This window comes from Achromobacter arsenitoxydans SY8 (genome assembly GCF_000236785.1).
In the GTDB taxonomy this organism is placed as follows: domain Bacteria; phylum Pseudomonadota; class Gammaproteobacteria; order Burkholderiales; family Burkholderiaceae_B; genus Achromobacter; species Achromobacter arsenitoxydans.
This window is the reverse complement of the sequence record NZ_AGUF01000044.1, coordinates 1-19,359: the sequence shown is the minus strand read 5'-3', so window position 1 is coordinate 19,359 and position 19,359 is coordinate 1. Positions and strand designations below refer to the sequence as shown.

Genomic DNA, 19,359 nt, shown 5'->3' with positions numbered 1-19,359 from the left:
GCCGCCGCTGCCGTTCCCACGGAAATCGGTGACGTACCAGCCGGAGCCCTTGAGCTGGAATCCAGCCGCGGTCACTTGCTTGGCAAACGTGCTCTGGCCGCATTCGGGGCAATCCGAAAGCGGCGCATCGGAAATCTTTTGCAAGACGTCTTTGGCGTGGCCGCAGGCGCTGCACTTATAAGCGTAGATGGGCATCGAGGGCTCCCAGGCGCAAGCCCGGCATATCAAAATCCGCCTTCGGCCGCACGAAAGCGCAAGGCGCGGCGGCTGGGCAAGGCCGGAAAAATACGGGAAAGTCTTGAATTTTAGCGGTTTTTCATGAAGGGTCGGTGTCCGGGGCCGCATGCGGGCCCGCGGCGCACGCCCGAGGGCCGCGCCTCGGGGCCCCGGGCCCCTGCCCCTACACGGGAAGCAGGAACATCACGGCCGCCACCGCCGTCGGCGCCAAGGCGGACAGAAACAGGCGGCCGGACGAAATGCTGCCGTCCGGAAAGTGGTTTTTCAGGATGGCAAAGCCCGCCGGATTGGGAGCATTGGCGATCACGGTCAGGCCGCCCCCGGTGACCGCGCCGGCCACCAGCATGTAGCGCCAGGTCTCGCTGGTGCCCTCCACCAGCGAACCCAGATAGGTGAGCGCAGCGTTGTCGGTAATGGCCGTGAGCGCAGTAGCGCCCCAGAACAGGACGAACGGCTCCAGGCCGCCCAGCAGGTCCTGCAGCCACCATTTCTGCAAGCCGCCCAGCACCACCAGGCCGGCCAGGAAGAAGCCCACCATCAGGCCCTCTTTGATCATCAGGCGGTCCTGGTGCCGTTTGTAGGCCTCCGAAAACCCGATGAACATCATCAGGAGACCCATGAAAATCGCGGGGTGGTGCGCGGCCAGCACCACAGCGATCAGGAACGCCAAGTGCACCAGGATCACCAGCGCCGGCACGGGCGGCCTCTTGCCCGAGCCCTCCGGGGCGTCCACGCCGCCTCCCGTCCCCACCGATCGCTCCAGCAGCGCCTTGCGGCAGATGAAGGTCAGCAGGCCCGCATTCAGGCAGACCGCCACCACGGCGCGCCAGCCGAAATGCTGCACCATGAAACTGGAATCCCAGCCGAACGTGGTCGCGACCATCAGCACGGGCGGCGCGGCGTAGGACGTCAGCACCCCGCCGATCGACACGTTCACGAACAGCACGCCCAGGGTCAGGTACTTGAATCCCGCCCGGCCGCTGGTGCGGAAATAAGCGTCCCGCAACAGAATGGCGGCCAGCGTCATCGCGGCGGGTTCGGTGATGAACGAGCCGCCTAGCGGAACCAGCGCCATCACCACGAAGAACGTCGAAAGCTCGCGCTGCAGGGGCAACGCCCGCGCCACGATCCGCACCAGCAGACCCACCAGTTCAAGGATCGGCCGGCTTGCCGCCACCACCATGATCACGAAAACGAACAGCGGCTCTGTGAAATTGCGCGTGTCCATGTATTCGATGGCGGAGGACGGCCCTGCCAGCGCCGCCATCGCCACGATCAGCACAAAGGCCCAGACGCCAAAGACGGCCTCGACCTCCGCGAACAGATGCCAGATGCCCGCGTGCGGCCCGCCACGATGCGCAAGCCGCGCAAAGAAGGGAACCGAGAAGGTATGAAGGACCGCCACGGCGAACAGGAGAGTGGCGATGACTTCAATGGTCTGGGGCATGTAGGAAACTTCCGGAAGCAGGGTTCACGACGCTTGCCCGCAAGGACTTTGCCGGGCAAGCGTCGCAATATAGCCCAGCGGGCGGCCCCTGTAACGCAGGGTCAACACTGATTCTGCGGCCTTTCCTAGGCAATCGGCGCCGGCGGCTCCCCGCCCTGCTGGGCCGCCTTCATCTCCATCAGCAGGCTGTGCAGCATCTCCGTGGAAAGACCGTGCAGCACCAGGCGATAGCCCGCGCGCAGCGTGGACATCGGCACCAGGGGATGGCTGTTGTTGACCAGGATCAGGTGTTGCGGCGCGCCAAGCAGCTTGGCCGCGTAGATGCCGATGGTCTCGTCGAGCTGCAGCGAATTGGCCGCGCGCCAGAAATCGTTATCGGTCAGCATCAGCTGGTATAGCGGCGTGAACAGCTCGATGGCGCTCTGCAGGTCCAGGAAGTTCAGCTTGCCTTGCGGCATGTCTTCCAGCCGGATCGGCGGATCCCGCAGCATGGAGAAATCGACCGTCGGCGGCGCATGCATTTCCACGCCGGCGTCGCGCAGGGCCTGGTTCAGGCGGATGACGAAGTTGAACAGGTTCAGGTCGTGCTTGACGAAGAGTTCGTCCTTCAGGTCGTCGATCTCCATCGGCTCTAGCGGCGTCGTGGTGATTTGCACCGGCGAGTTGGCGGCAATGAAGGCCAGCGCCTGCGCCCCCAGGTGGAAATGGCGCAGGATGAGCCAGTTGGCCTCGGGCGACACGAACCGCTTCAGGCCCCAGGCCAGGATCCGGTGCAACAGCCTGGAATGCGACCAGCGGCGCGGCAGGAAGGTCTTCACGACCTGGATCAGGATGATGAAGGCGCGCGCCAGCGGACGCAGGAATGGCAGCAGATACTGTCGCGACGCGCAGCTGGAATCCGTCAGCCAGGCTTTTTTCACCTTGTCGGGCAAGGGGGTGCTGCGGTCCAGGTAGAGCGCCAGCCAGGGGCTGGGATCGGCCGGATCATGGCCTTTGGCAAGGAATTCGGGTTCCTGGTTCATGCCGCGTCCGCCTCCATCACGTGGTGGAACTGCATCAGGTACAGCGCGGCGGTGCGGCGCGCCGTGTCCACGATGCGCTGCTCGGCGCGCCCGTCTTCATCGCAATCCAGCGCCAGCTCCACCGCGGACAGCCACCGCGCCAGGTGATGCTCGTCGTTGTGGCCGTGATATTCCAGGAAGCGGAAGGCGTCGGGCGGCAGCTTCAGGCTGGCCTTGAGCAAGGGCAACAGCGCCGGGACGATGCGCTGCCCGGTGCCCTCGATGATGTAGATCGCGCCCAGCAGCCCGATCGGATCGCGCGTCGCGGCCAGGCCATGCAGATACGCGTTCAGCGCCTCGCCGCCAGGATTGCGGCGCAGGAGGTCGATGTCGTCCACCGCGCCGCCCGCGCTGCGGTAGTCCTGGAACAGGATCTGGAAGTCGTTCTGCTCCTCGCCCGCATGCATGTCGATCAGGGCCGCCAGCGGCGCGTACTGCTCCGACAGCGACGCCGCGCCCTCGCGCATCCATTTGCTGCCCTCGCGCACCTGCGGAATCCAGTTCTCCATCCAGTTCAGGTAGTCGGCGGTCTGGAACTGGCGGTTGCGCAGGCGCTTGACCACGGGCGTGCGCCACACGCGCGAACGGTAGTCGTGCCAGATCGCCGCCAGCTCGGTCAGCAGTTGCCCCAGGCCTTGCGGAGCCATGTCCGGGTCATGCGGCGGCGCGATCGCCTCGGCGTCGCCGCTGGAGGCGTCCTCGCGCGCAAGCGTGGCCGGCACGGCGGGCGCGCCGGCGGCCACCGGGCTGGCGTGGATCGCCTCGGCCTCCAGCAGCATGTAGGCCGCCATGAAGCGCCCCGATTCGGGGATGTAGCAGAAGATCTGTTCGCCGGGCTTGACCTCGCGCGTTTCCAGGAACTCGGCCAACATGATCAGGATGGACGCCGCGCCCGTGTTGCCGCGCCATGCCAGGTTGCTGAACCAGCGTTCGCGCGGAATCACCAGCCCGGCCTTTTCCATCAGGTCTTCCACCACCGGGATGAATTTCTCCGACGAGTAATGGCACAGGAAATGATCCACCTGGTCCGGATCCACCCAGCCATCGCGCACCAGCTTGGCGTATTCGTGGATGCCGATATCGAACAGGTGCGGCAGCAGCCGGATGTCCTGGCGCAGCGACAGCGCGCCGTCAGCTTCGGCCTCGGTCCAGGAGGGATAGTCCAGGTGCCCCTTGGCGCGGTCGGCCGACAGGCCAAGCTGCATGCACACCGGGTAATCGCCCGAGAACGAGCGCTGGTGCACCCATTTCAGGCGCAGGCGCACGCCTTGGGAAGCGCCGGGCAAGGGCCGGCCGCTGTTGCCCAGCAGCACAGCGCCCGCGCCGTCCGACAGCATCCAGCGCAGGAAGTGCGCATCGAAATCCGCGTCATAGCCGCGCGCCGCGAAGCGCGAGCGCTTGAACAGGCGCGACGGCAGTTCGCTGGCCACGGCAAGGGCGCTGGCGTGCCCGCCCATCTCCACGCCCTGCGCGGCCGCCTGGATGGCCGAAACGCCGGCCGCGCAGATGCCGTGCACCGACAGAGTCTCCATGGGCGGCGCGGCGAGCTCGCCCTGGATCATGTTGGAAAAGCCCGGCATCAGCGCATCGCCGCCGGAGGATCCGCTGGTCAGCAAGGACACCGCCGACAGGTCGCTGTCGTGGCGGCGCAGGCAGTCGCGGATGGCATGCGCCGCGAGTTGCGCGTTGGAGAATACGGTCGCCCCTTCGGCGTCGATTGCATAGTGCCGCTGCTTGATGCCGTTCTCGGCCAGGATGCGCGTCTTTATCCTGCTGGATATGCGATTCAGCGGCGCGATATAGCTGTCCATGGCTTCGTTGGACACGGGCTCGCCCGGCATGAAATAGCCGGCGCTCTCCAGGTAGACACGATGAAACGCGATAGGCATGGCGGATCTCTGGTGGAAAAGTGGAAATGCGGCGCTAGCGGACGTGCTCGGGCGCCATGCAGGAACGGCTGCGGAATCGCGGGACAAACGCCCCCAGGACAAAGACGCGGAACATGTAGGGCGTCAGGCCGCGTTCATTCAGTTCTGGGCGCACGCGGTTGCGGTAGTGCCCCCTGTGCAGCCGGGACAGTTCGGACCAGTGCGCGCGCGGATGCTCGTGATGCGCGGTGTGCAGGCCGATGTTGAAAAGCAGCGGGTTGACCAGGCCCTCGAAATTGCGCGCATAGTTCAAACCCGCCAGGTGCCGCGGGCCGCCGTCCGCATGCGCGTGCTGCAGATAGTTCGTGGCCAGCAGCCAATGCAGGCCATGCAGCTGCGGCACGATGACGAACACCAGCGCCTTGACCGGATTCACGGCCATCAGACCGGCCCACAGTCCCAGCCAGGCGCCGTACTGGGCCATGCAGTACCGCCACGCGCCCGGCCAGTGCCGGCGCAGCCGTCCCAGCCATGCGAAGAACAAGGGATACAGCACCCAGGCGGCCTGGACCGGGTGGATGAGGTAGCCCCACAAATGGTTCGTATCGCCGCCAAAGCGGTACGTGCGCGCGACATCGCGGGCACCGTGCTTGTAGCGGTGGTGATTGGCCACGTGCGCCGGGTAGAACACGAAGGTCGGATGACCCTGCAGCAGCGTGATCCAGAAATCGGTGATGCGATTGGACCAGCGGCCCCGCCACATTCTGATGTGCGTGTGGTTGTGATGGATGACGCCGATGCCCAGCGTCAGGAACAGCATCAGCGCATAGAGCGGCCACCAGAAGCCGTTGAACCATTGCCACGCGGCCAGCGCGGGCAATGCGGCCAGGTAGGCAAGGCTCTGCCAGTCGCGCCGGTTGCGCAGCGCCGGCAGCACGCGCCGCGGGCCAGGACCCGTCGACACTAGGCGGGACCCCGCAAGCCGGCGCCGGCCTCGCGCTGCCGGTAAGCGTCCAGCTGGCGCTCGGCGGCCTGCGCGCCCAGCCGCGTGCGGAACAGGCGGTCCATGAACGTGAACTGGAAACCGTAGTTGCCGTTGTAGCAGGCGTGGTGCAGATGATGCCGGCGGCTGGCGGCGAACCAGTGCGCATACGACACCTTGGGGAAGAAGTCGTAGTTGGCGTGCCCGATGCAATTGAAGAACAGGCTGAACAGCGGCACTGAAGCTAGCGACCAGAAACTGAAGTCGTGCAGCACCATGGGCAGCATGATGACATTGCCCAGCATCAGCGCCTCGACGGGATGAAAGCTGTAGGTCGAAAACGGCGTGGTCACGACCGAACGGTGGTGCGGCAGATGAAAGCGCCGCAGCAGCCTGGTGTGCAGCAGGCGATGGTTGATCCAGAAATGCACGTCGTTCCAGGCCACCAGCGCCAGGATTTCCAACGTGATCTGCTGCCAGCCCGCATTCGGATCCAGCCGCGCCCACCCGAGCTGCAGCAGGCCCCACGGAAATATCATGCCGGTGCCGAACAGCAGGATCGACAGCCCGGACTGAGCGAACTCGCGCCGCAACTGGCCGGGCGCCAGCGGCCGCGGGTCCAGCGGCTGGCCGATGCCCAGCGCAGGCAGGATGTGCCGGGTCAGCAGCCAGGTCGCCGCGCCGAAGACCAGATAGATGCCGCCGAAGAAAAGCAGGCCCGCCAGCATGACCTGCCAGGCGGACAAGGCTTCAAAAGCTTGACCCATGAAGGATTTGTTTCACCCTGAGAATGGCCGCATCATAAGCAATCCGTCAGCTTCTAGATAGGTCAAATATTTCCAATTGAATCCGGACGCCACAATTCCCTCAGGCCGCGCGCAGGCTGCCCATCGCCACGGGAAACTGGCGGTCCAACTCGGCCACGGCGGCGTCCAGCCGGGCAGCGAGCGCCGCGCTGGCCGGCAGCATGGGCAGGCGCAGTTCGTTCGACAGCAGGCCCTGGCGTGCGAGTTGCGCCTTCAGCGGTCCGGGATTGGGTTCGCCGAACACAAGCTGGATCACCGGCGCCAGCGCATGGAACAGCCGTCTTGCCTCCTCCAGCCGCTCGCCCAGCACCGCGCGATGCATCGCGACGAACAGCTCCGGACGGATGTGCGCGGCCGCGGCGATCATGCCCGTTCCGCCCAGGCACAGCACGGAAAGGGATTGAAGGTCCTCGCCGGCCAGCACATTCATCCGCCCGTCGGCGATCAGCGCCAGCGTCTTTTCCTGCGATCCGCCGCAGTCCTTGATTGCGGCGATGTTGGGATGCGCGGCCAGCGCCAGCAAGGTCGCCGTGTCCAGCGTGGCGCCTGTACGGTAGGGAATGTCGTAAAGCACCAGGGGAAAGCGCGAGGCGTCGGCAAGGCAGCGGAACCAGGCGCAAGCGCCCTCCTGTCCCGCACGGACGTAGTACGGGGCCGGCGCCAGGATGCCCGCCAGCGGCCGGGTGCCGAATGCCGACAGGCGCTGCAGCACGTGGCCCTGGTGATTGCCCGCCAGCCCCATGACGATGGGCAGGCCGCCGGCCTCGGCCAGCACGGCGTCCAGCACGGCGAGTTGTTCGGCGTCGTCCAGCGACGCGGCTTCGCCGGTGCTGCCACACACGACCAGCCCGTCCACGCCTGCCGCGACGTAGTGGCGCACGAGGCGGCGCAGGGCTCCGCCATCGACGGCGCCGCCGGAGAACGGCGTGACCAGCGGCACCCAGACGCCCTGGAACAGAGATTGATGAGATTGCATGAGAACACTCCTTCGGTAGGACCGTGGTGGGACCGTACAGAAGTGCTCGGGATGTCAGGGGGTGCGCGCAGGGGCGCCAAAGCGCCGCCAGGAGGCCGCTGTTCCGTCGCCCATCTGACGGAACAGCATGCTCCGGTCAGATGAGCGGCTGTTTTTTGGATTTCAGGCCGGCGGCAGCCAGCACCACGCCAAGGGCGCGGATGCGGGAAGCAGTCTGGTGGGCCTGATGAATCATGAATGAAAGGCGCAAATGAAGCGACGGATGCTGAAATCTACCGGGCGCACGCGGCGGTGTCAACGACGACGCGGCGCGCCCGGGCGCTCAGCCCAGCGTGTTCAGGAAAACCGCGCACAGGGCTTCCATGCCGCGGCGGTCGTCCTCGTCGAAGCGGTCGGGCACGGGGCTGTCCACGTCCCACACGCCGATCAGTTCGCCCCGATGCACCAGCGGCACCACGATTTCCGACCGCGAGGCCGCGTCGCAGGCGATATGGCCCGGAAATGCATGCACGTCCGGCACCAGCTGCGTCTGGCGCTGGCTGGCGGCCGCGCCGCATACGCCGCGATTCAGCGGGATGCGCACGCATGCCGGCTTGCCCTGGAACGGGCCCAGCACAAGTTCATTGCCATCGAAGAAGTAGAACCCCACCCAGTTCAGGTCGGGCAGCGCCTGATAGGCCAGCGCGCTCAAGTTGGCGGCATTGGCGATGCGGTCGGGCTCGTCTTGCAGCAGCGCGCGCGCCTGGACGGCCAGTTCTGCGTACAGGGCGGCCTTGGAGTCGGCGACGATGGGAGCGGCTTCGAACATGGGAAATGTAACTGTACAGGCGGTTATTGATGCAGGTGATTTTAGGGGTTCCAGCCATTAAAGGGGCCGGGCTGTTACCGTGTGGGACAATACTTTGTTAACAAACGCCTCACTCCCCCCACCCTTCTTGATCAAGAAGCACTCCATGGACAAGCCTTTCGAACCTGCGTTTTCCTTCTCGGAACGCGCCCAGCAACTCACCAGCTCCGCCATCCGCGAGATCCTCAAGGTAACCGAGCGTCCCGAAGTCATTTCGTTCGCGGGCGGTCTGCCTGCGCCCGGCGGCTTCCCGGTAGAAGTGGTGCGTGCAGCATTCGACAAGGTATTGGCCACCAACGGCCGCGCGGCCTTGCAGTACGGCCCGACCGAAGGCTACGCGCCCCTGCGCCAATGGGTTGCCGACGACCTGAACGCGGCAGGCGCCAGCATCGCCCCCGACCAGGTTCTGATCGTGTCCGGCTCGCAGCAAGCGCTGGACCTGCTGGGCAAGGTGCTGATCGACAAAGACAGCAAGGTGCTGGTCGAAGACCCGAGCTACCTGGGCGCGCTGCAATCGTTCAGCCTGTACCAGCCCAATTTCGTCCCGGTGCCCACCGATGAAGGCGGCCTGATCCCTGAAGCCATCACCCCTGAACTGGCCGATGGCGCGCGCTTCCTGTACGCCCTGCCCAACTTCCAGAACCCCACGGGCCGCACGCTCAACCTGGAACGCCGCATCGCGCTGGTCAAGCGCGCCGCGGAACTGAACCTGACCATCATCGAAGACGATCCCTACGGCGAACTGCGCTACGCAGGCGAACCGCAGCCGGGCCTGATCGCGCTGGCCAAGGAATACGGCGCCAACGTCGTGCGCCTGGGCACGTTCTCCAAGGTTCTGGCCCCCGGCCTGCGCCTGGGCTACATCGCCGGCGGCCGCGCCCTCATCAACAAGCTGGTGCAAGCCAAGCAGGCCACCGACCTGCACACGCCCACGCTGACCCAGATGGCCGTGTACGAGATCGTCAAAGACGGCTTCCTGGCCGAGCACCTGCCCAACGTGCGCGAGATCTACCGCGCCCAGGGCAAGTGCATGCTGGACGCCATCCAGAAGGAATTCCCGTCCACCGTCACCTGGACCAAGCCGGAAGGCGGCATGTTCATCTGGCTGACCTTGCCCGAGCACATCGACAGCTCCAAGCTGCTGGAAAAGGCCATCGCGCAGAACGTGGCGTTCGTGCCCGGCGCGCCGTTCTACTGCGGCGAAAGCAAGCGCAACACGCTGCGCCTGAGCTTCGCCACGGTGCCGGAAGACAAGATCCGCACCGGCATCGCCATCCTCGGCAAGCTGCTGAAGGCGGAGTAAAAGTCCCGCCCCCGATGGCCTGCGGCCGGGCGCAATGCCCGGCCGTTGTTTTATGCTGTCGGCTTTCCCGACCGATTCTTGACTGTGACAGTGAGCGCTTCGCATCCATCCCCCTCCGACCTCAGCGACATCGTCTTCACCGATTGGGTCGAACGCTGGCTGCCCAAGTCGTGGCGGCCTTACGCCCGCCTCTGCCGTCTTGATCGCCCCATCGGCACCTGGCTGACCCTGCTGCCCGCGATCGCCGCGCTGGTCCAGGCGGCTGGCGGCCTGCCCGACCTGCAACGCGTGATCGTGTTCTCGCTTGGCGCACTGCTGATGCGCGGCATCGGCTGCACGGTCAACGACATGTGCGACCGCAACTTCGACAAGCACGTCGAGCGCACCCGCTTCCGCCCCCTGACCAGCGGCCAGCTTTCGATGAAGAACGCCGTGTGGTTCCTGCTGGGCCAGTTGCTGGTCTGCGGATCGCTGCTGTTCTTCCTGAACGAAATGAGCCGCTGGCTGGCGCTGGCCGTGCTGCCCTTCGTCTTCATCTACCCGCTGTGCAAGCGCGTCACGTACTGGCCGCAAGTCGTGCTTGGCATCTGCTTCAACTGGGGCATGCTCATGGCCTGGTCCGACACGCAGAACCATGTGCCGCTGGCCGCTATCGCCATGTGGCTGGGCGCGGTGCTCTGGCAGGTGGGATACGACAGCATCTATGCCTACGTGGATGTGCGCGACGACCGCAGCCTGGGGCTGCATTCCACCGCCATGCGCTTTGGCGACCAGGGCAAGCTCTGGATCGGCGGCTTCTATCTTGGCACCGTCGCGCTGTGGGCCTGGGGCGGATATGCGATGGGCCTGTCGTGGGCCTACCAGGCGGGCATGGTCGCCGTCGCCGCGCATCTGGCATGGCAATTGAAGGTGTTCGACATCCAGCGGCCCGACCGCAATTTCATGCTGTTCCGCGCCAATCTGTGGCTGGGCGCGCTGCTGGTCGTTGCCGCGCTGGCCGGCGTTCTGATCCGCTGATGCGCCGCCATTGATCCTGCGCCACCGAGGCGGCCGCGGGACGCCCGCGCCGCCGTCTGCGCGCTTCAAGCTTGAATCCGCGCATTGCAGGCAATACCGGCTCGGGTGATGATGGCGGTTCCGCAATACGCCACGGAGACACCTGATGCCCGCCTTGATCAAATCCCTGACTGCTGCCGCCGCATGCGCCCTGTTTGGCGCGCTGCCGGCGCAAGCCGCCGCCGACTGCTCCGCGCAGCGTGGTTGCGCCGCCAAGTTCTGCCAGATCGAGAACGACATCGCCGCCGCCCAGGCGCAGAACAACAGCCGCCGCGAGGCCGGTCTGCGCAAGGCCCTGGCCGAGGCCAAGGCCAATTGCACCGACAGCCGCCTGCAATCGCAGCGCGAAGCCGACGTCCGCGAAAAGCAATCCAAAGTGGCCGAACGCCAGCAGGAACTGAAAGAGGCTCGCGCCAAGGGCAAGCAGGACAAGATCGACAAGGCCCAGCGCAAGCTGCAGGAGGCCCAGGCCGAATACGACGCCGCGCTTGCCGACTTGAATCGCTGAAGATCGCCTGACGGCCCGGGCGCCCTGCCCGGGTTGCACCACGACGTTTTCCCCTCCCTCTGCCGGTCCCGCCTTTACGCGGAGACCGCGCATCGCCCCGCCCCGCTGCTCCCCAATCCATGACCCCGGGCCTGCCCCCGGGGCCGCGGCCTGTGTCATCCAATGGAAATATCACCACCCATGACGCCATTTGGCTAGATGGAACCGGATTAGCATTGATTTTGGAAAGATGTTTTCAGGTAATAAGGGTTTATCCCAGGCATCTTTGAGCACAGAATGCATCTCATCGGGACACAGCAAGCGAACCCCAGGCAATCAGGCCAGCGGTTCGGATCCCAAGCTCACAAGACATCGGAGGTCTGCCATGAAAACCCTTGCTACCGCATTGATGTTGTCCATGTCCGTTCTGGCCGCCGGCGCTCAAGCCGCCGAAGCCGACCAAGGCCCCACCCGCGCCCAGGTCCAGGCCGAACTGCAACAAGCCAAGGCCTCGGGCCAATACACCTTCGGCGAAGAAGGCTACCCCGCCGCCATCGCGCAGAAGTCCAGCCTGAGCTCGCAACAAGTGCAAGCCGAACTGCAACAAGCCAAGAACGCCGGCGAAGTCACCTTCGGCAATCTGGACTACCCGCCCGTCGCCGCGTCGGCATCCGCCACGTCGCTGACCCGCAGCCAAGTCCAATCGCAGCTGGCGCAGGCCAAGGCTGAAGGCCTGGTGACCTTCGGCAACCTCGACTATCCCCCCCACCTGGGTAGCTGATCCGCGGGCCGCACCGGCCCCGGCCGCCCCAGCCCAGCCCTCCGGCCAAAAGCCGGAGGGCTTTTGTTTGACGTTTTGACCTTAAATTAAGTCGTATTGACGTTAAGTACAGCCGTTACGACACTTTAATCTCTACAAATCGACAGCGCTCCCGCATAGGATGAGGCCACTTCCCCACCTCTCACATGCAGGAGCCGCACCATGTCCACCACCACCAAGCCCATTGTTCTGCTGGGCGCCGGAAAAATCGGTTTCGCCATCGCGCTGATGCTGGAGCGCAGCGGCGACTATTCCGTGCTGGTCGCCGACCAGGATGCAGGCCGCCTGGCGGTGCTGGCCGGGCTGGGCTGCGAGACCCGACAGATCGGCGACGACGCCAGCGTGGCGCGCTGCATCGAAGGCGCCTACGCGGTCGTCAATGCCTTGCCGTTCCATCGCGCCATCGCGGTGGCCGGCCTGTGCGCCAAGGCGGGGGTCCACTACTTCGACCTGACGGAAGACGTGGCCAGCACCCACGCCATCCAGGCGCTGGCGCAGGACGCCCGCAGCGTGTTGATGCCGCAATGCGGCCTGGCGCCCGGCTTCATCGGCATCGTCGGCAATGCGCTGGCGCGCCGCTTCGACACCTTGCTGGACCTGCGCATGCGCGTCGGCGCCCTGCCGCGCTATCCGTCCAACAGCCTGCGCTACAACCTGACGTGGAGCACCGAGGGGCTGATCAACGAATACTGCAATCCCTGCGAGGCCATCGTCGACGGCCAGCTCACCACCGTGCCCGCGCTGGAAGGCTATGAAACCTTTGCGCTGGACGGCGTGGAATACGAGGCCTTCAACACCTCGGGCGGCCTGGGCACGCTACCCGCCACGCTGCTGGGCCGTGCGCGCAATGTGGACTACAAGTCGGTGCGCTATCCCGGCCATTGCAGCATCATGAAGCTGCTTCTCAATGACCTGCGCCTGCGCGACCGCCGCGACCTGCTCAAGGACATTTTCGAATCCGCCATCCCCACCACCGAACAGGACGTGATCGTGATCCAGGCCTCGGCATCGGGCTACCGCCACGGCCGTCTGGAAGAAGAGTCCTATCCGATCCGCGTGTTCGGCGCGGAAGTCGACGGCCACCGCCTGAGCGCCATCCAGCTTTCCACCGCCGCGGGCATCTGCGCCGCGCTGGACCTGGTGGCGCAGGGCGTGTTGCCTCAGCAAGGCTTCGTGGGCCAGGAAGCGATAGACCTGGAGGTCCTGCTGAACAACCGCTACGGCCGGATCTACGCGGGCAAGCCGCTCGCTCTGGCCTGCAACGCGATGGCCGACCGCTAGCGTAGCGGCCGGGCGCGCAACGCTACGTCCAGCCTTCCAGGCGCAGCGTTGCGCGCACCAGGCGCTGCTCTTCCTGTTCGATGTCCGACAGGCTCTGGCGCACGCTGTCCACATGATCGGCCGCGGCCTTGCGCGCCTGCTCGGGCTGGCGCGCGATGACCGCGTTGAACAGCCGCGTGTGCTGGCGGTCGATCTGCCGCTTCTCAGGTTCGCGGTGATACAGGTTGTTCACGCATGCGAACACCGACCCCAGCAGCAGGTCCGTCAGCGATTGCAGCGTATGCACCAGCACGGGATTGTGCGAGGCCTCGCAAATGGCCAGGTGAAAGGCATGGTCCAGATGCGCATGCGTCGCCGTGTCTGTGGCCGCGCCCTGAGCGGCCACCATGTCGTCGTAGCGGCGCCGGATCATGATGAAGTCCGCCTCCGTGCCACGGATGGCCGCCAGCCGGGCCGACTCGGCCTCGAGCAGCGAACGCACCTCCAGCAGGTCGTACAACGTTCGCGGCTGCGAATTGAACAGATGCATCAAGGGGCCCGCATCCACTTTCGAGATCTGCGCCACGAACGAGCCCTTGCCCTGCGCCGTGTGGATGATCTCGCGCGCCCGCAAGAGCTTGAGCCCCTCGCGCAGCGCCGTGCGCGATACACCCAGCTTTTCGGTCAGGCGCCGCTCGGATGGCAGGGCCTGCCCGGCCTTGAGCACGCCGTCCAGGATCAGGCGTTCGATCCGCTCAGCGACTTCATCCGCCACCTGGCGGGGCTTCTCTTCTGTTTCCGCGTACATGCGATCTCCGTGCCAGTGGTATGACCATGCACGGATACAAATCCGTGCCGAGCGACAACTCCACTGTAAGTGGCTGATATAACAACACAAAAATTTCCATCCCGCCCAGGACCGGAAAAATAAACTGGTATGACCAGCAAGTTTTCGTATGGACATCGGCACAAGCCCGAACGATGATGTCTGGACAGATCCACCCGGCGCCCCGCGCCGGCCAGCCTTACTCATCGCCAGAGAACCGCATGACTCAACGCATCCAGCACCACGGCCTGCAAGTGGCGGCCAATCTCAATCAATTCATCGAACAGGAAGCGCTGCCCGGCACCGGCCTGGATGCCGACGGCTTCTGGCAGGGCTTCGCGGCCCTGGTGCACGATCTGGCCCCCAAGAACCGGGCCTTGCTGGCCGAACGCGACCGCCTGCAGGCTGAGCTGGACGCCTGGCATCGCGCCAACCCCGGCCCCATCGCCGATCCGGCCGCGTACCGCAAATTTCTGGAAGGCATCGGCTACCTGCTGCCGCAGCCGGCCGCCGTGCGCGCCACCACCGACAACGTCGACACCGAAATCTCGCAACAGGCCGGCCCGCAGCTGGTCGTGCCGATGTCCAATCCGCGCTACGCCCTGAACGCGGCCAACGCGCGCTGGGGCAGCCTGTACGACGCCCTCTACGGCACCGACGCCATTCCGGCCACGCCGGGCGACAGCGGCAAGGGCTACAACCCTGAACGCGGCGCCGCCGTCATCGCGCGCGCCCGCAGCTTCCTCGACACCGCCGCCCCGCTGGCGCAGGGCTCGCATGCCGACGCGCGCGGCTATACCGTCGAAAACGGCCAACTGCGCATTGCGTTGGCCAATGGCGCAACCGGCCTCAAGTCGGCCGCGCAGTTCGCCGGCTACCAGGGCGATGCCTCCGCGCCCACGGCCATCCTGCTCAAGAACAATGGCCTGCACTTCGAAATCCAGATTGATCGCGCCAGCGCCATCGGCGGCACCGACGCCGCGGGCGTGAAGGATGTGGTCGTCGAGGCCGCGCTGACCACCATCATGGACTGCGAAGACTCCGTCGCCGCCGTCGACGCCGAAGACAAGGTCCACATCTACCGCAACTGGCTTGGCCTGATGAAGGGCGACCTCACCGAAGAAGTCACCAAGGGCGGCAAGACCTTCACGCGCAAGCTCAACGCCGACCGCAGCTACACCCGCCCGGACGGCTCGCAACTCACGCTGCACGGCCGCTCGCTCATGTTCGTGCGCAACGTGGGCCACCTGATGACCAACCCGGCCGTACTGGACCGCGACAGCCGCGAAATCCCCGAAGGCATCCTGGACGCCGTCGTCACCAGCCTGGCCGCGCTGCAGGACCGCAACAACAAGCTGAATTCGCGCACGGGCTCCGTCTACATCGTCAAGCCCAAGATGCACGGCCCCGCAGAGGCCGCGTTCGCCAGCGAACTCTTCGACCGCGTCGAAGACCTGATCAAGGTGCCGCGCAACACCCTGAAAATGGGCATCATGGACGAAGAGCGCCGCACCAGCATCAACCTGAAGGCATGCATCGAGGCCGCCGCCTCGCGCGTGGCTTTTATCAACACGGGGTTCCTGGACCGCACTGGCGACGAAATGCATTCCAGCATGGAAGCCGGCCCCATGCTGCGCAAGGGCGACATGAAGTCCACCGCCTGGATCACCGCCTATGAACGCAACAACGTGCTCGTCGGCCTGGACACGGGCCTGCGCGGCCGCGCACAGATCGGCAAGGGCATGTGGGCCATGCCCGACCTGATGGCGGCCATGCTGGAACAAAAGATCGCGCATCCCAAGGCCGGCGCCAACACCGCGTGGGTGCCCTCTCCCACCGCCGCAACGCTGCACGCGCTGCACTACCATCAGGTCGACGTGCAGGCGATCCAGCAGGAACTCGAACGCACCAGCCTGGACGCCGTGCGCGACGACCTGCTCAATGGCCTCCTGACCGTCCCGGTCGGCGATCCGTCCAAATGGTCCGCCGCCGACATCCAGCAAGAACTGGACAACAACGTGCAGGGCATCCTGGGCTATGTGGTGCGCTGGATCGACCAGGGAGTGGGCTGCTCCAAGGTGCCTGACATCCACAACGTGGGCCTGATGGAAGACCGCGCCACGCTGCGCATTTCCAGCCAGCATATCGCCAACTGGCTGCGCCACGGCATCACCAACCGGGACCAGGTCACCGAGACCTTCAAGCGCATGGCCAAGGTCGTCGACGGCCAGAACGCGGGCGATCCGCTCTACCGCCCGATGGCGGGCAACTTCGACACCTCGCTGGCATTCAAGGCGGCGTGCGCGCTGGTGTTCGAAGGGCTGACCCAGCCCAACGGCTATACCGAGCCGCTGCTGCACAAGTACCGCCTGGAGTTCAAGGCCGCCCAGGCCTGAACGCCCCAGCTCGCGGCGCCCGGAACCGGACGGCCTTGCCGTCCGGTTTTTCTTTGCCCGCATATCGCCCGTTGCGTCCCCATCGTTTTGGTGAAAAATTCCGGCATTTTTCGCACGATCGTGCTAAATTCGCCTCATGACAGCGAAAACCGAAAAGAGCGAACTCACCTTGGCAGCCATTGTGGACACGGCGCTGGACATGGCCGCGGCGCAAGGCATGGAAAGCCTCTCGCTGGGCCAGGTCGCCAAGCGGCTGGGCATCAGCAAGAGCGGGGTGTTCTCGCGCGTGGGCTCGCTGGAAGCCCTGCAACAAGCTGTTCTGGACGAGTACGACCGTCGCTTCATCGACGCGGTATTCACGCCCGCCATGGCGTATCCCCGCGGCCTGCCGCGCCTGAATGCGCTGGTTTCGCTGTGGATAGAACGCGCCAGCAATGTTGAGACGATGACTGGCTGCATCTATGTGGCCGGCGCGTTCGAGTACGACGACGTCGAGTCTCCGTTGCGCAGCGTGCTGGAACACAATCTGAAACGCTGGCGGGCCGCGATGGTCCGCACGGTGAACCAGGCCCTCGAGGCCGGCCATCTGCGGCCTGACACGGATCCAGAACAATTGGTGTTCGAGGTCTACAGCCTGATGGTCGGCCTGATGCATGACGCCCGCTTTCTGCGCGATCCCAAGGCGCACGAGCGGGTGAAGGCGGCTTATGAACGCCTGATTTCCACTTACCGCAGTTTCAAGTACATCGGGTAGCGCCCATTTCGCCGGCCTGGGCCGGCTTTTCTTCCCCTAAATTTCGCACGGCCGTGCGAATCTTGACAGGAGCATGCCATGTGGATTCTTATTCCCGTAGGCGCCATTGGCGCATCGGCCATCGTCTGGCGCCAATGGCGCGCGCTGCTGCGCCAACTGCCGGACCGCGCCGATCATCTCGTGCTGTTCTAGGACCGGAACGCGCTGAATCGACTCGCGCGACATGATCTGATGAACGGCCGCGCCCCGATCCCTGTTCCGCATTCTTGCCTGCCACTCCATGCCGCGTTCCATTCATCTGCTGATCGTCGACCCGCAAAACGATTTTTGCGATCTGCCCGACGCCTATCTGCCCCGGGACCCGCTGACCGGACTTGCCGTCCAGCCCGCGCTTCCTGTCGCCGGCGCGCACGCCGACATGCTGCGGCTGGCCAGCTTCATCGACGCAACGGCCCACGCCCTCACCTCCATCACCGTGACGCTGGATTCACACCATCGGCTGGACATTGCGCACCCGACCTTCTGGCGGGCGGACAACGACGAGTCCGTGGCGCCGTTCACGCCCATCACGGCGGCGCAGGTGCGCGCGGGAGAATTCGTGCCGCGGCACGACGACGACCTGCCGCGCACGCTTTCCTATCTGGATGAACTCGAGGCCCGCGGCCGCTACACCCTGATGGCATGGCCGGTGCATTGCGAAATCGGCACCTGGGGCCACAACGTGCACGCGGATGTGCGGGCCGCGTATGGCCGCTGGGAGGAAGAACGCCAGTTCATCGTCCGCAAGGTGCCTAAGGGCGCCAACCCCTGGACCGAACACTACAGCGCGCTGATGGCCGAAGTGCCGGACCCCGACGATCCCCGCAGCCAGCTCAATCGCAGCCTGCTCGACGCATTGGACCGCGCCGACCTCATCCTCGTCGCGGGCGAAGCCGGCAGCCACTGCGTCAAGGCCACCGTCGAGCACCTGGCTGAACACCTGCCTGGCGGCAATCTGTCACGCATCGTGGTGCTGACCGACTGCATGAGCCCGGTCGCCGGCTTCGCCCCCGCGCAGGCGGCCTTCTTGCAGCGCATGCGCGACCTCGGCGTACAGGAGCGCACCAGCACGGACATGGCGCGCGCGCTGGCCTGAGCGCCGGCTGACGCTCGCATTCGGGGCCCCAATGACAACGGCCGCCTGCGTGCGCAAGGCGGCCGTATGGCGAATAGGCGCGGGCGGCGGCGCAGCGCGCGTCAGGCGGATTTTTCGGTCTTGCCTTCGCACTCGACGTAGAGCGCGCTGATCGCCTCGCACAGCGCGGGCGGCTGCTGGAACAGCCGCGACACAAGCAGACAGCCCTGCACGGTGGCGAACACCGCCCGGCCCGCCGCCTCGGGCGTGCCCGAGAACTTCAGCGTGCCCTGCTCGGCGCCTTCCGCCAGAACCCGGGCCAGCCAGGCCTCATGGGCACGGAAAAATCCCTGCAATGCCCCGCGCACGCGATCGGACAGGCTCATGATGTCGGCGGCAAGCATGCCGCCCAGGCAGAGCTCTCCGGCGCCGCAGGCGCGCGTTTCCATCATCGACAGGTATTCCTCAAGCTGCGCCTGCGCGGGCAGCGAGGTATCAATGGCGCGCACCGAGCCAAGCGCGCGCGAGCTGTAGGCTTCGACCGCCTCGTACAGCAGGTCGTCCTTGCCCGGAAAGTAGTAATGGATGCTGGACGTCTTGACGCCCACGTGCTCAGCCAGGTCGCGGTAACTGAAGCCATTGCATCCGCGCGTGCGGATCAGCTTCTCGGCGTGCGCCAGAAGCAGTTCGCGAGTGGTGTTGGAAGTCGGGGTGTCCATGGCTGAATATTACCTACTAATAGGTCGGTTCGTCATCGGGATCGGCCCTGACGGGATACCTCGGGGTATCCATCTGGCGTGGCCCGAACTGCCTGCGAACCCCGGCCGGGAAAGATCCCGCCCCCCGGGGTCCGCATTGACTGCCATCTGCTTAGCCTTGCACGGGCGGATAGTCCAGCTCGCCGCTGTCGGTCAGGCCTTGGTTGCGCGCGGCGGCCAGCTCTTTCTGAACCTGGGCGCGGGTCTTGTCGCCGGCATGGGCAAACGCGGTGGCGGCGTAGCCTTCTTCGCCGTACTCCAGTTCGCCGTTGGCGCGGGCGGCGGCCAATTCCTGCTGCACTTGGGCGCGCGTCACCGTGCTTTGCGTGTTCAGGGGAGGCGGATAGTCCAGCTCGCCGGC

The 19,359-nt window shown here is 65.6% G+C and carries 19 protein-coding genes; 8 read left to right on the top strand and 11 right to left on the bottom strand.

Annotation, left to right across the window (positions count from 1 at the left end; translation table 11 throughout):
* The 8 genes from KYC_RS11970 to KYC_RS11935 all read right to left on the bottom strand — a co-directional run.
* Positions 1–195: FmdB family zinc ribbon protein (locus KYC_RS11970; RefSeq protein WP_008162400.1), on the bottom strand; the 195-nt coding region annotated here is incomplete at its 3' end.
* Positions 196–400: 205 nt separating this feature from the next.
* Positions 401–1,684 (bottom strand): putative Na+/H+ antiporter, encoded by a 1,284-nt coding sequence (locus tag KYC_RS11965; RefSeq protein ID WP_008162397.1) that lies wholly within the window; start codon positions 1,682–1,684, stop codon positions 401–403.
* A gap of 125 nt (positions 1,685–1,809) precedes the next feature.
* Positions 1,810–2,706, bottom strand: coding sequence for a DUF6999 family protein (locus KYC_RS11960; protein WP_008162395.1), 897 nt, complete (start codon positions 2,704–2,706; stop codon positions 1,810–1,812).
* Entirely contained in the window at positions 2,703–4,634 is a 1,932-nt protein-coding gene (locus tag KYC_RS11955; protein WP_008162393.1) for a StlD/DarB family beta-ketosynthase, read from the bottom strand. Before KYC_RS11955 ends, KYC_RS11960 begins: the two co-directional genes overlap by 4 nt.
* A 34-nt stretch (positions 4,635–4,668) precedes the next feature.
* Complete coding sequence (locus KYC_RS11950; protein ID WP_008162392.1) at positions 4,669–5,577, bottom strand: fatty acid desaturase; 909 nt, start codon at positions 5,575–5,577, stop codon at positions 4,669–4,671.
* Positions 5,577–6,362, bottom strand: a complete 786-nt coding sequence (locus tag KYC_RS11945) for a sterol desaturase family protein (protein WP_008162390.1) — start codon at positions 6,360–6,362, stop codon at positions 5,577–5,579. The genes KYC_RS11950 and KYC_RS11945 overlap by 1 nt, the downstream gene beginning before the upstream one ends.
* A gap of 100 nt (positions 6,363–6,462) precedes the next feature.
* Complete coding sequence (gene dapA / locus KYC_RS11940) at positions 6,463–7,377, bottom strand: 4-hydroxy-tetrahydrodipicolinate synthase (protein ID WP_008162387.1); 915 nt, start codon at positions 7,375–7,377, stop codon at positions 6,463–6,465.
* A gap of 322 nt (positions 7,378–7,699) precedes the next feature.
* Positions 7,700–8,185: a GAF domain-containing protein gene (locus KYC_RS11935; RefSeq protein ID WP_008162382.1), complete on the bottom strand. Its 486-nt coding sequence runs from the start codon at positions 8,183–8,185 to the stop codon at positions 7,700–7,702.
* A gap of 145 nt (positions 8,186–8,330) precedes the next feature.
* Here KYC_RS11935 and KYC_RS11930 point away from each other — a divergent pair, with 145 nt between their 5' ends.
* The 5 genes from KYC_RS11930 (at position 8,331) to KYC_RS11910 (ending at position 13,171) form a co-directional block, all read left to right on the top strand.
* Positions 8,331–9,527 (top strand): aminotransferase-like domain-containing protein, encoded by a 1,197-nt coding sequence (locus tag KYC_RS11930; RefSeq protein WP_008162380.1) that lies wholly within the window; start codon positions 8,331–8,333, stop codon positions 9,525–9,527.
* Between the two features lie 90 nt (positions 9,528–9,617).
* A complete protein-coding gene (ubiA, locus tag KYC_RS11925) occupies positions 9,618–10,544 on the top strand; it encodes a 4-hydroxybenzoate octaprenyltransferase (RefSeq protein WP_008162378.1) in 927 nt (308 codons plus the stop codon).
* A gap of 145 nt (positions 10,545–10,689) precedes the next feature.
* Entirely contained in the window at positions 10,690–11,091 is a 402-nt protein-coding gene (locus tag KYC_RS11920; RefSeq protein ID WP_008162376.1) for a DUF1090 domain-containing protein, read from the top strand.
* A 364-nt stretch (positions 11,092–11,455) separates the two neighbouring features.
* On the top strand, positions 11,456–11,851 hold the full coding sequence (locus KYC_RS11915) for a DUF4148 domain-containing protein (protein ID WP_081478021.1): 396 nt from the start codon (positions 11,456–11,458) through the stop codon (positions 11,849–11,851).
* A gap of 201 nt (positions 11,852–12,052) precedes the next feature.
* Positions 12,053–13,171 (top strand): saccharopine dehydrogenase family protein, encoded by a 1,119-nt coding sequence (locus KYC_RS11910; protein ID WP_008162371.1) that lies wholly within the window; start codon positions 12,053–12,055, stop codon positions 13,169–13,171.
* Positions 13,172–13,193: 22 nt separating this feature from the next.
* Here KYC_RS11910 and glcC read toward each other — a convergent pair whose 3' ends face one another.
* Complete coding sequence (glcC, locus tag KYC_RS11905; protein ID WP_008162367.1) at positions 13,194–13,958, bottom strand: transcriptional regulator GlcC; 765 nt, start codon at positions 13,956–13,958, stop codon at positions 13,194–13,196.
* Positions 13,959–14,197: 239 nt separating this feature from the next.
* Here glcC and KYC_RS11900 point away from each other — a divergent pair, with 239 nt between their 5' ends.
* The 3 genes from KYC_RS11900 to KYC_RS11890 all read left to right on the top strand — a co-directional run bounded on the left by KYC_RS11900 (position 14,198) and on the right by KYC_RS11890 (position 18,261).
* Complete coding sequence (locus KYC_RS11900; protein WP_008162366.1) at positions 14,198–16,372, top strand: malate synthase G; 2,175 nt, start codon at positions 14,198–14,200, stop codon at positions 16,370–16,372.
* 136 nt (positions 16,373–16,508) lie between these two features.
* Complete coding sequence (locus tag KYC_RS11895) at positions 16,509–17,126, top strand: TetR/AcrR family transcriptional regulator (RefSeq protein WP_008162365.1); 618 nt, start codon at positions 16,509–16,511, stop codon at positions 17,124–17,126.
* 280 nt (positions 17,127–17,406) lie between these two features.
* Positions 17,407–18,261: a cysteine hydrolase family protein gene (locus KYC_RS11890; RefSeq protein WP_008162363.1), complete on the top strand. Its 855-nt coding sequence runs from the start codon at positions 17,407–17,409 to the stop codon at positions 18,259–18,261.
* Positions 18,262–18,362: 101 nt separating this feature from the next.
* Here the strand turns inward: KYC_RS11890 and KYC_RS11885 are convergent, their stop codons facing one another.
* Positions 18,363–18,959 (bottom strand): TetR/AcrR family transcriptional regulator, encoded by a 597-nt coding sequence (locus KYC_RS11885; protein ID WP_008162362.1) that lies wholly within the window; start codon positions 18,957–18,959, stop codon positions 18,363–18,365.
* A 151-nt stretch (positions 18,960–19,110) separates the two neighbouring features.
* A partial coding sequence (locus tag KYC_RS11880; RefSeq protein ID WP_008162361.1) for a DUF4148 domain-containing protein occupies positions 19,111–19,359 on the bottom strand: 249 nt, incomplete at its 5' end.

Bases quoted from the DNA above. Each gene is read 5' to 3' on its own strand.
- KYC_RS11965 (WP_008162397.1), bottom strand. From the start codon at position 1,684: ATGCCCCAGACCATTGAAGTCATCGCCACTCTCCTGTTCGCCGTGGCG.
- KYC_RS11960 (WP_008162395.1), bottom strand. From the start codon at position 2,706: ATGAACCAGGAACCCGAATTCCTTGCCAAAGGCCATGATCCGGCCGAT.
- KYC_RS11955 (WP_008162393.1), bottom strand. From the start codon at position 4,634: ATGCCTATCGCGTTTCATCGTGTCTACCTGGAGAGCGCCGGCTATTTC.
- KYC_RS11945 (WP_008162390.1), bottom strand. From the start codon at position 6,362: ATGGGTCAAGCTTTTGAAGCCTTGTCCGCCTGGCAGGTCATGCTGGCG.
- dapA (WP_008162387.1), bottom strand. From the start codon at position 7,377: ATGCAATCTCATCAATCTCTGTTCCAGGGCGTCTGGGTGCCGCTGGTC.
- KYC_RS11935 (WP_008162382.1), bottom strand. From the start codon at position 8,185: ATGTTCGAAGCCGCTCCCATCGTCGCCGACTCCAAGGCCGCCCTGTAC.
- KYC_RS11930 (WP_008162380.1), top strand. From the start codon at position 8,331: ATGGACAAGCCTTTCGAACCTGCGTTTTCCTTCTCGGAACGCGCCCAG.
- KYC_RS11920 (WP_008162376.1), top strand. From the start codon at position 10,690: ATGCCCGCCTTGATCAAATCCCTGACTGCTGCCGCCGCATGCGCCCTG.
- KYC_RS11915 (WP_081478021.1), top strand. From the start codon at position 11,456: ATGAAAACCCTTGCTACCGCATTGATGTTGTCCATGTCCGTTCTGGCC.
- KYC_RS11910 (WP_008162371.1), top strand. From the start codon at position 12,053: ATGTCCACCACCACCAAGCCCATTGTTCTGCTGGGCGCCGGAAAAATC.
- glcC (WP_008162367.1), bottom strand. From the start codon at position 13,958: ATGTACGCGGAAACAGAAGAGAAGCCCCGCCAGGTGGCGGATGAAGTC.
- KYC_RS11900 (WP_008162366.1), top strand. From the start codon at position 14,198: ATGACTCAACGCATCCAGCACCACGGCCTGCAAGTGGCGGCCAATCTC.
- KYC_RS11895 (WP_008162365.1), top strand. From the start codon at position 16,509: ATGACAGCGAAAACCGAAAAGAGCGAACTCACCTTGGCAGCCATTGTG.
- KYC_RS11890 (WP_008162363.1), top strand. From the start codon at position 17,407: ATGCCGCGTTCCATTCATCTGCTGATCGTCGACCCGCAAAACGATTTT.
- KYC_RS11885 (WP_008162362.1), bottom strand. From the start codon at position 18,959: ATGGACACCCCGACTTCCAACACCACTCGCGAACTGCTTCTGGCGCAC.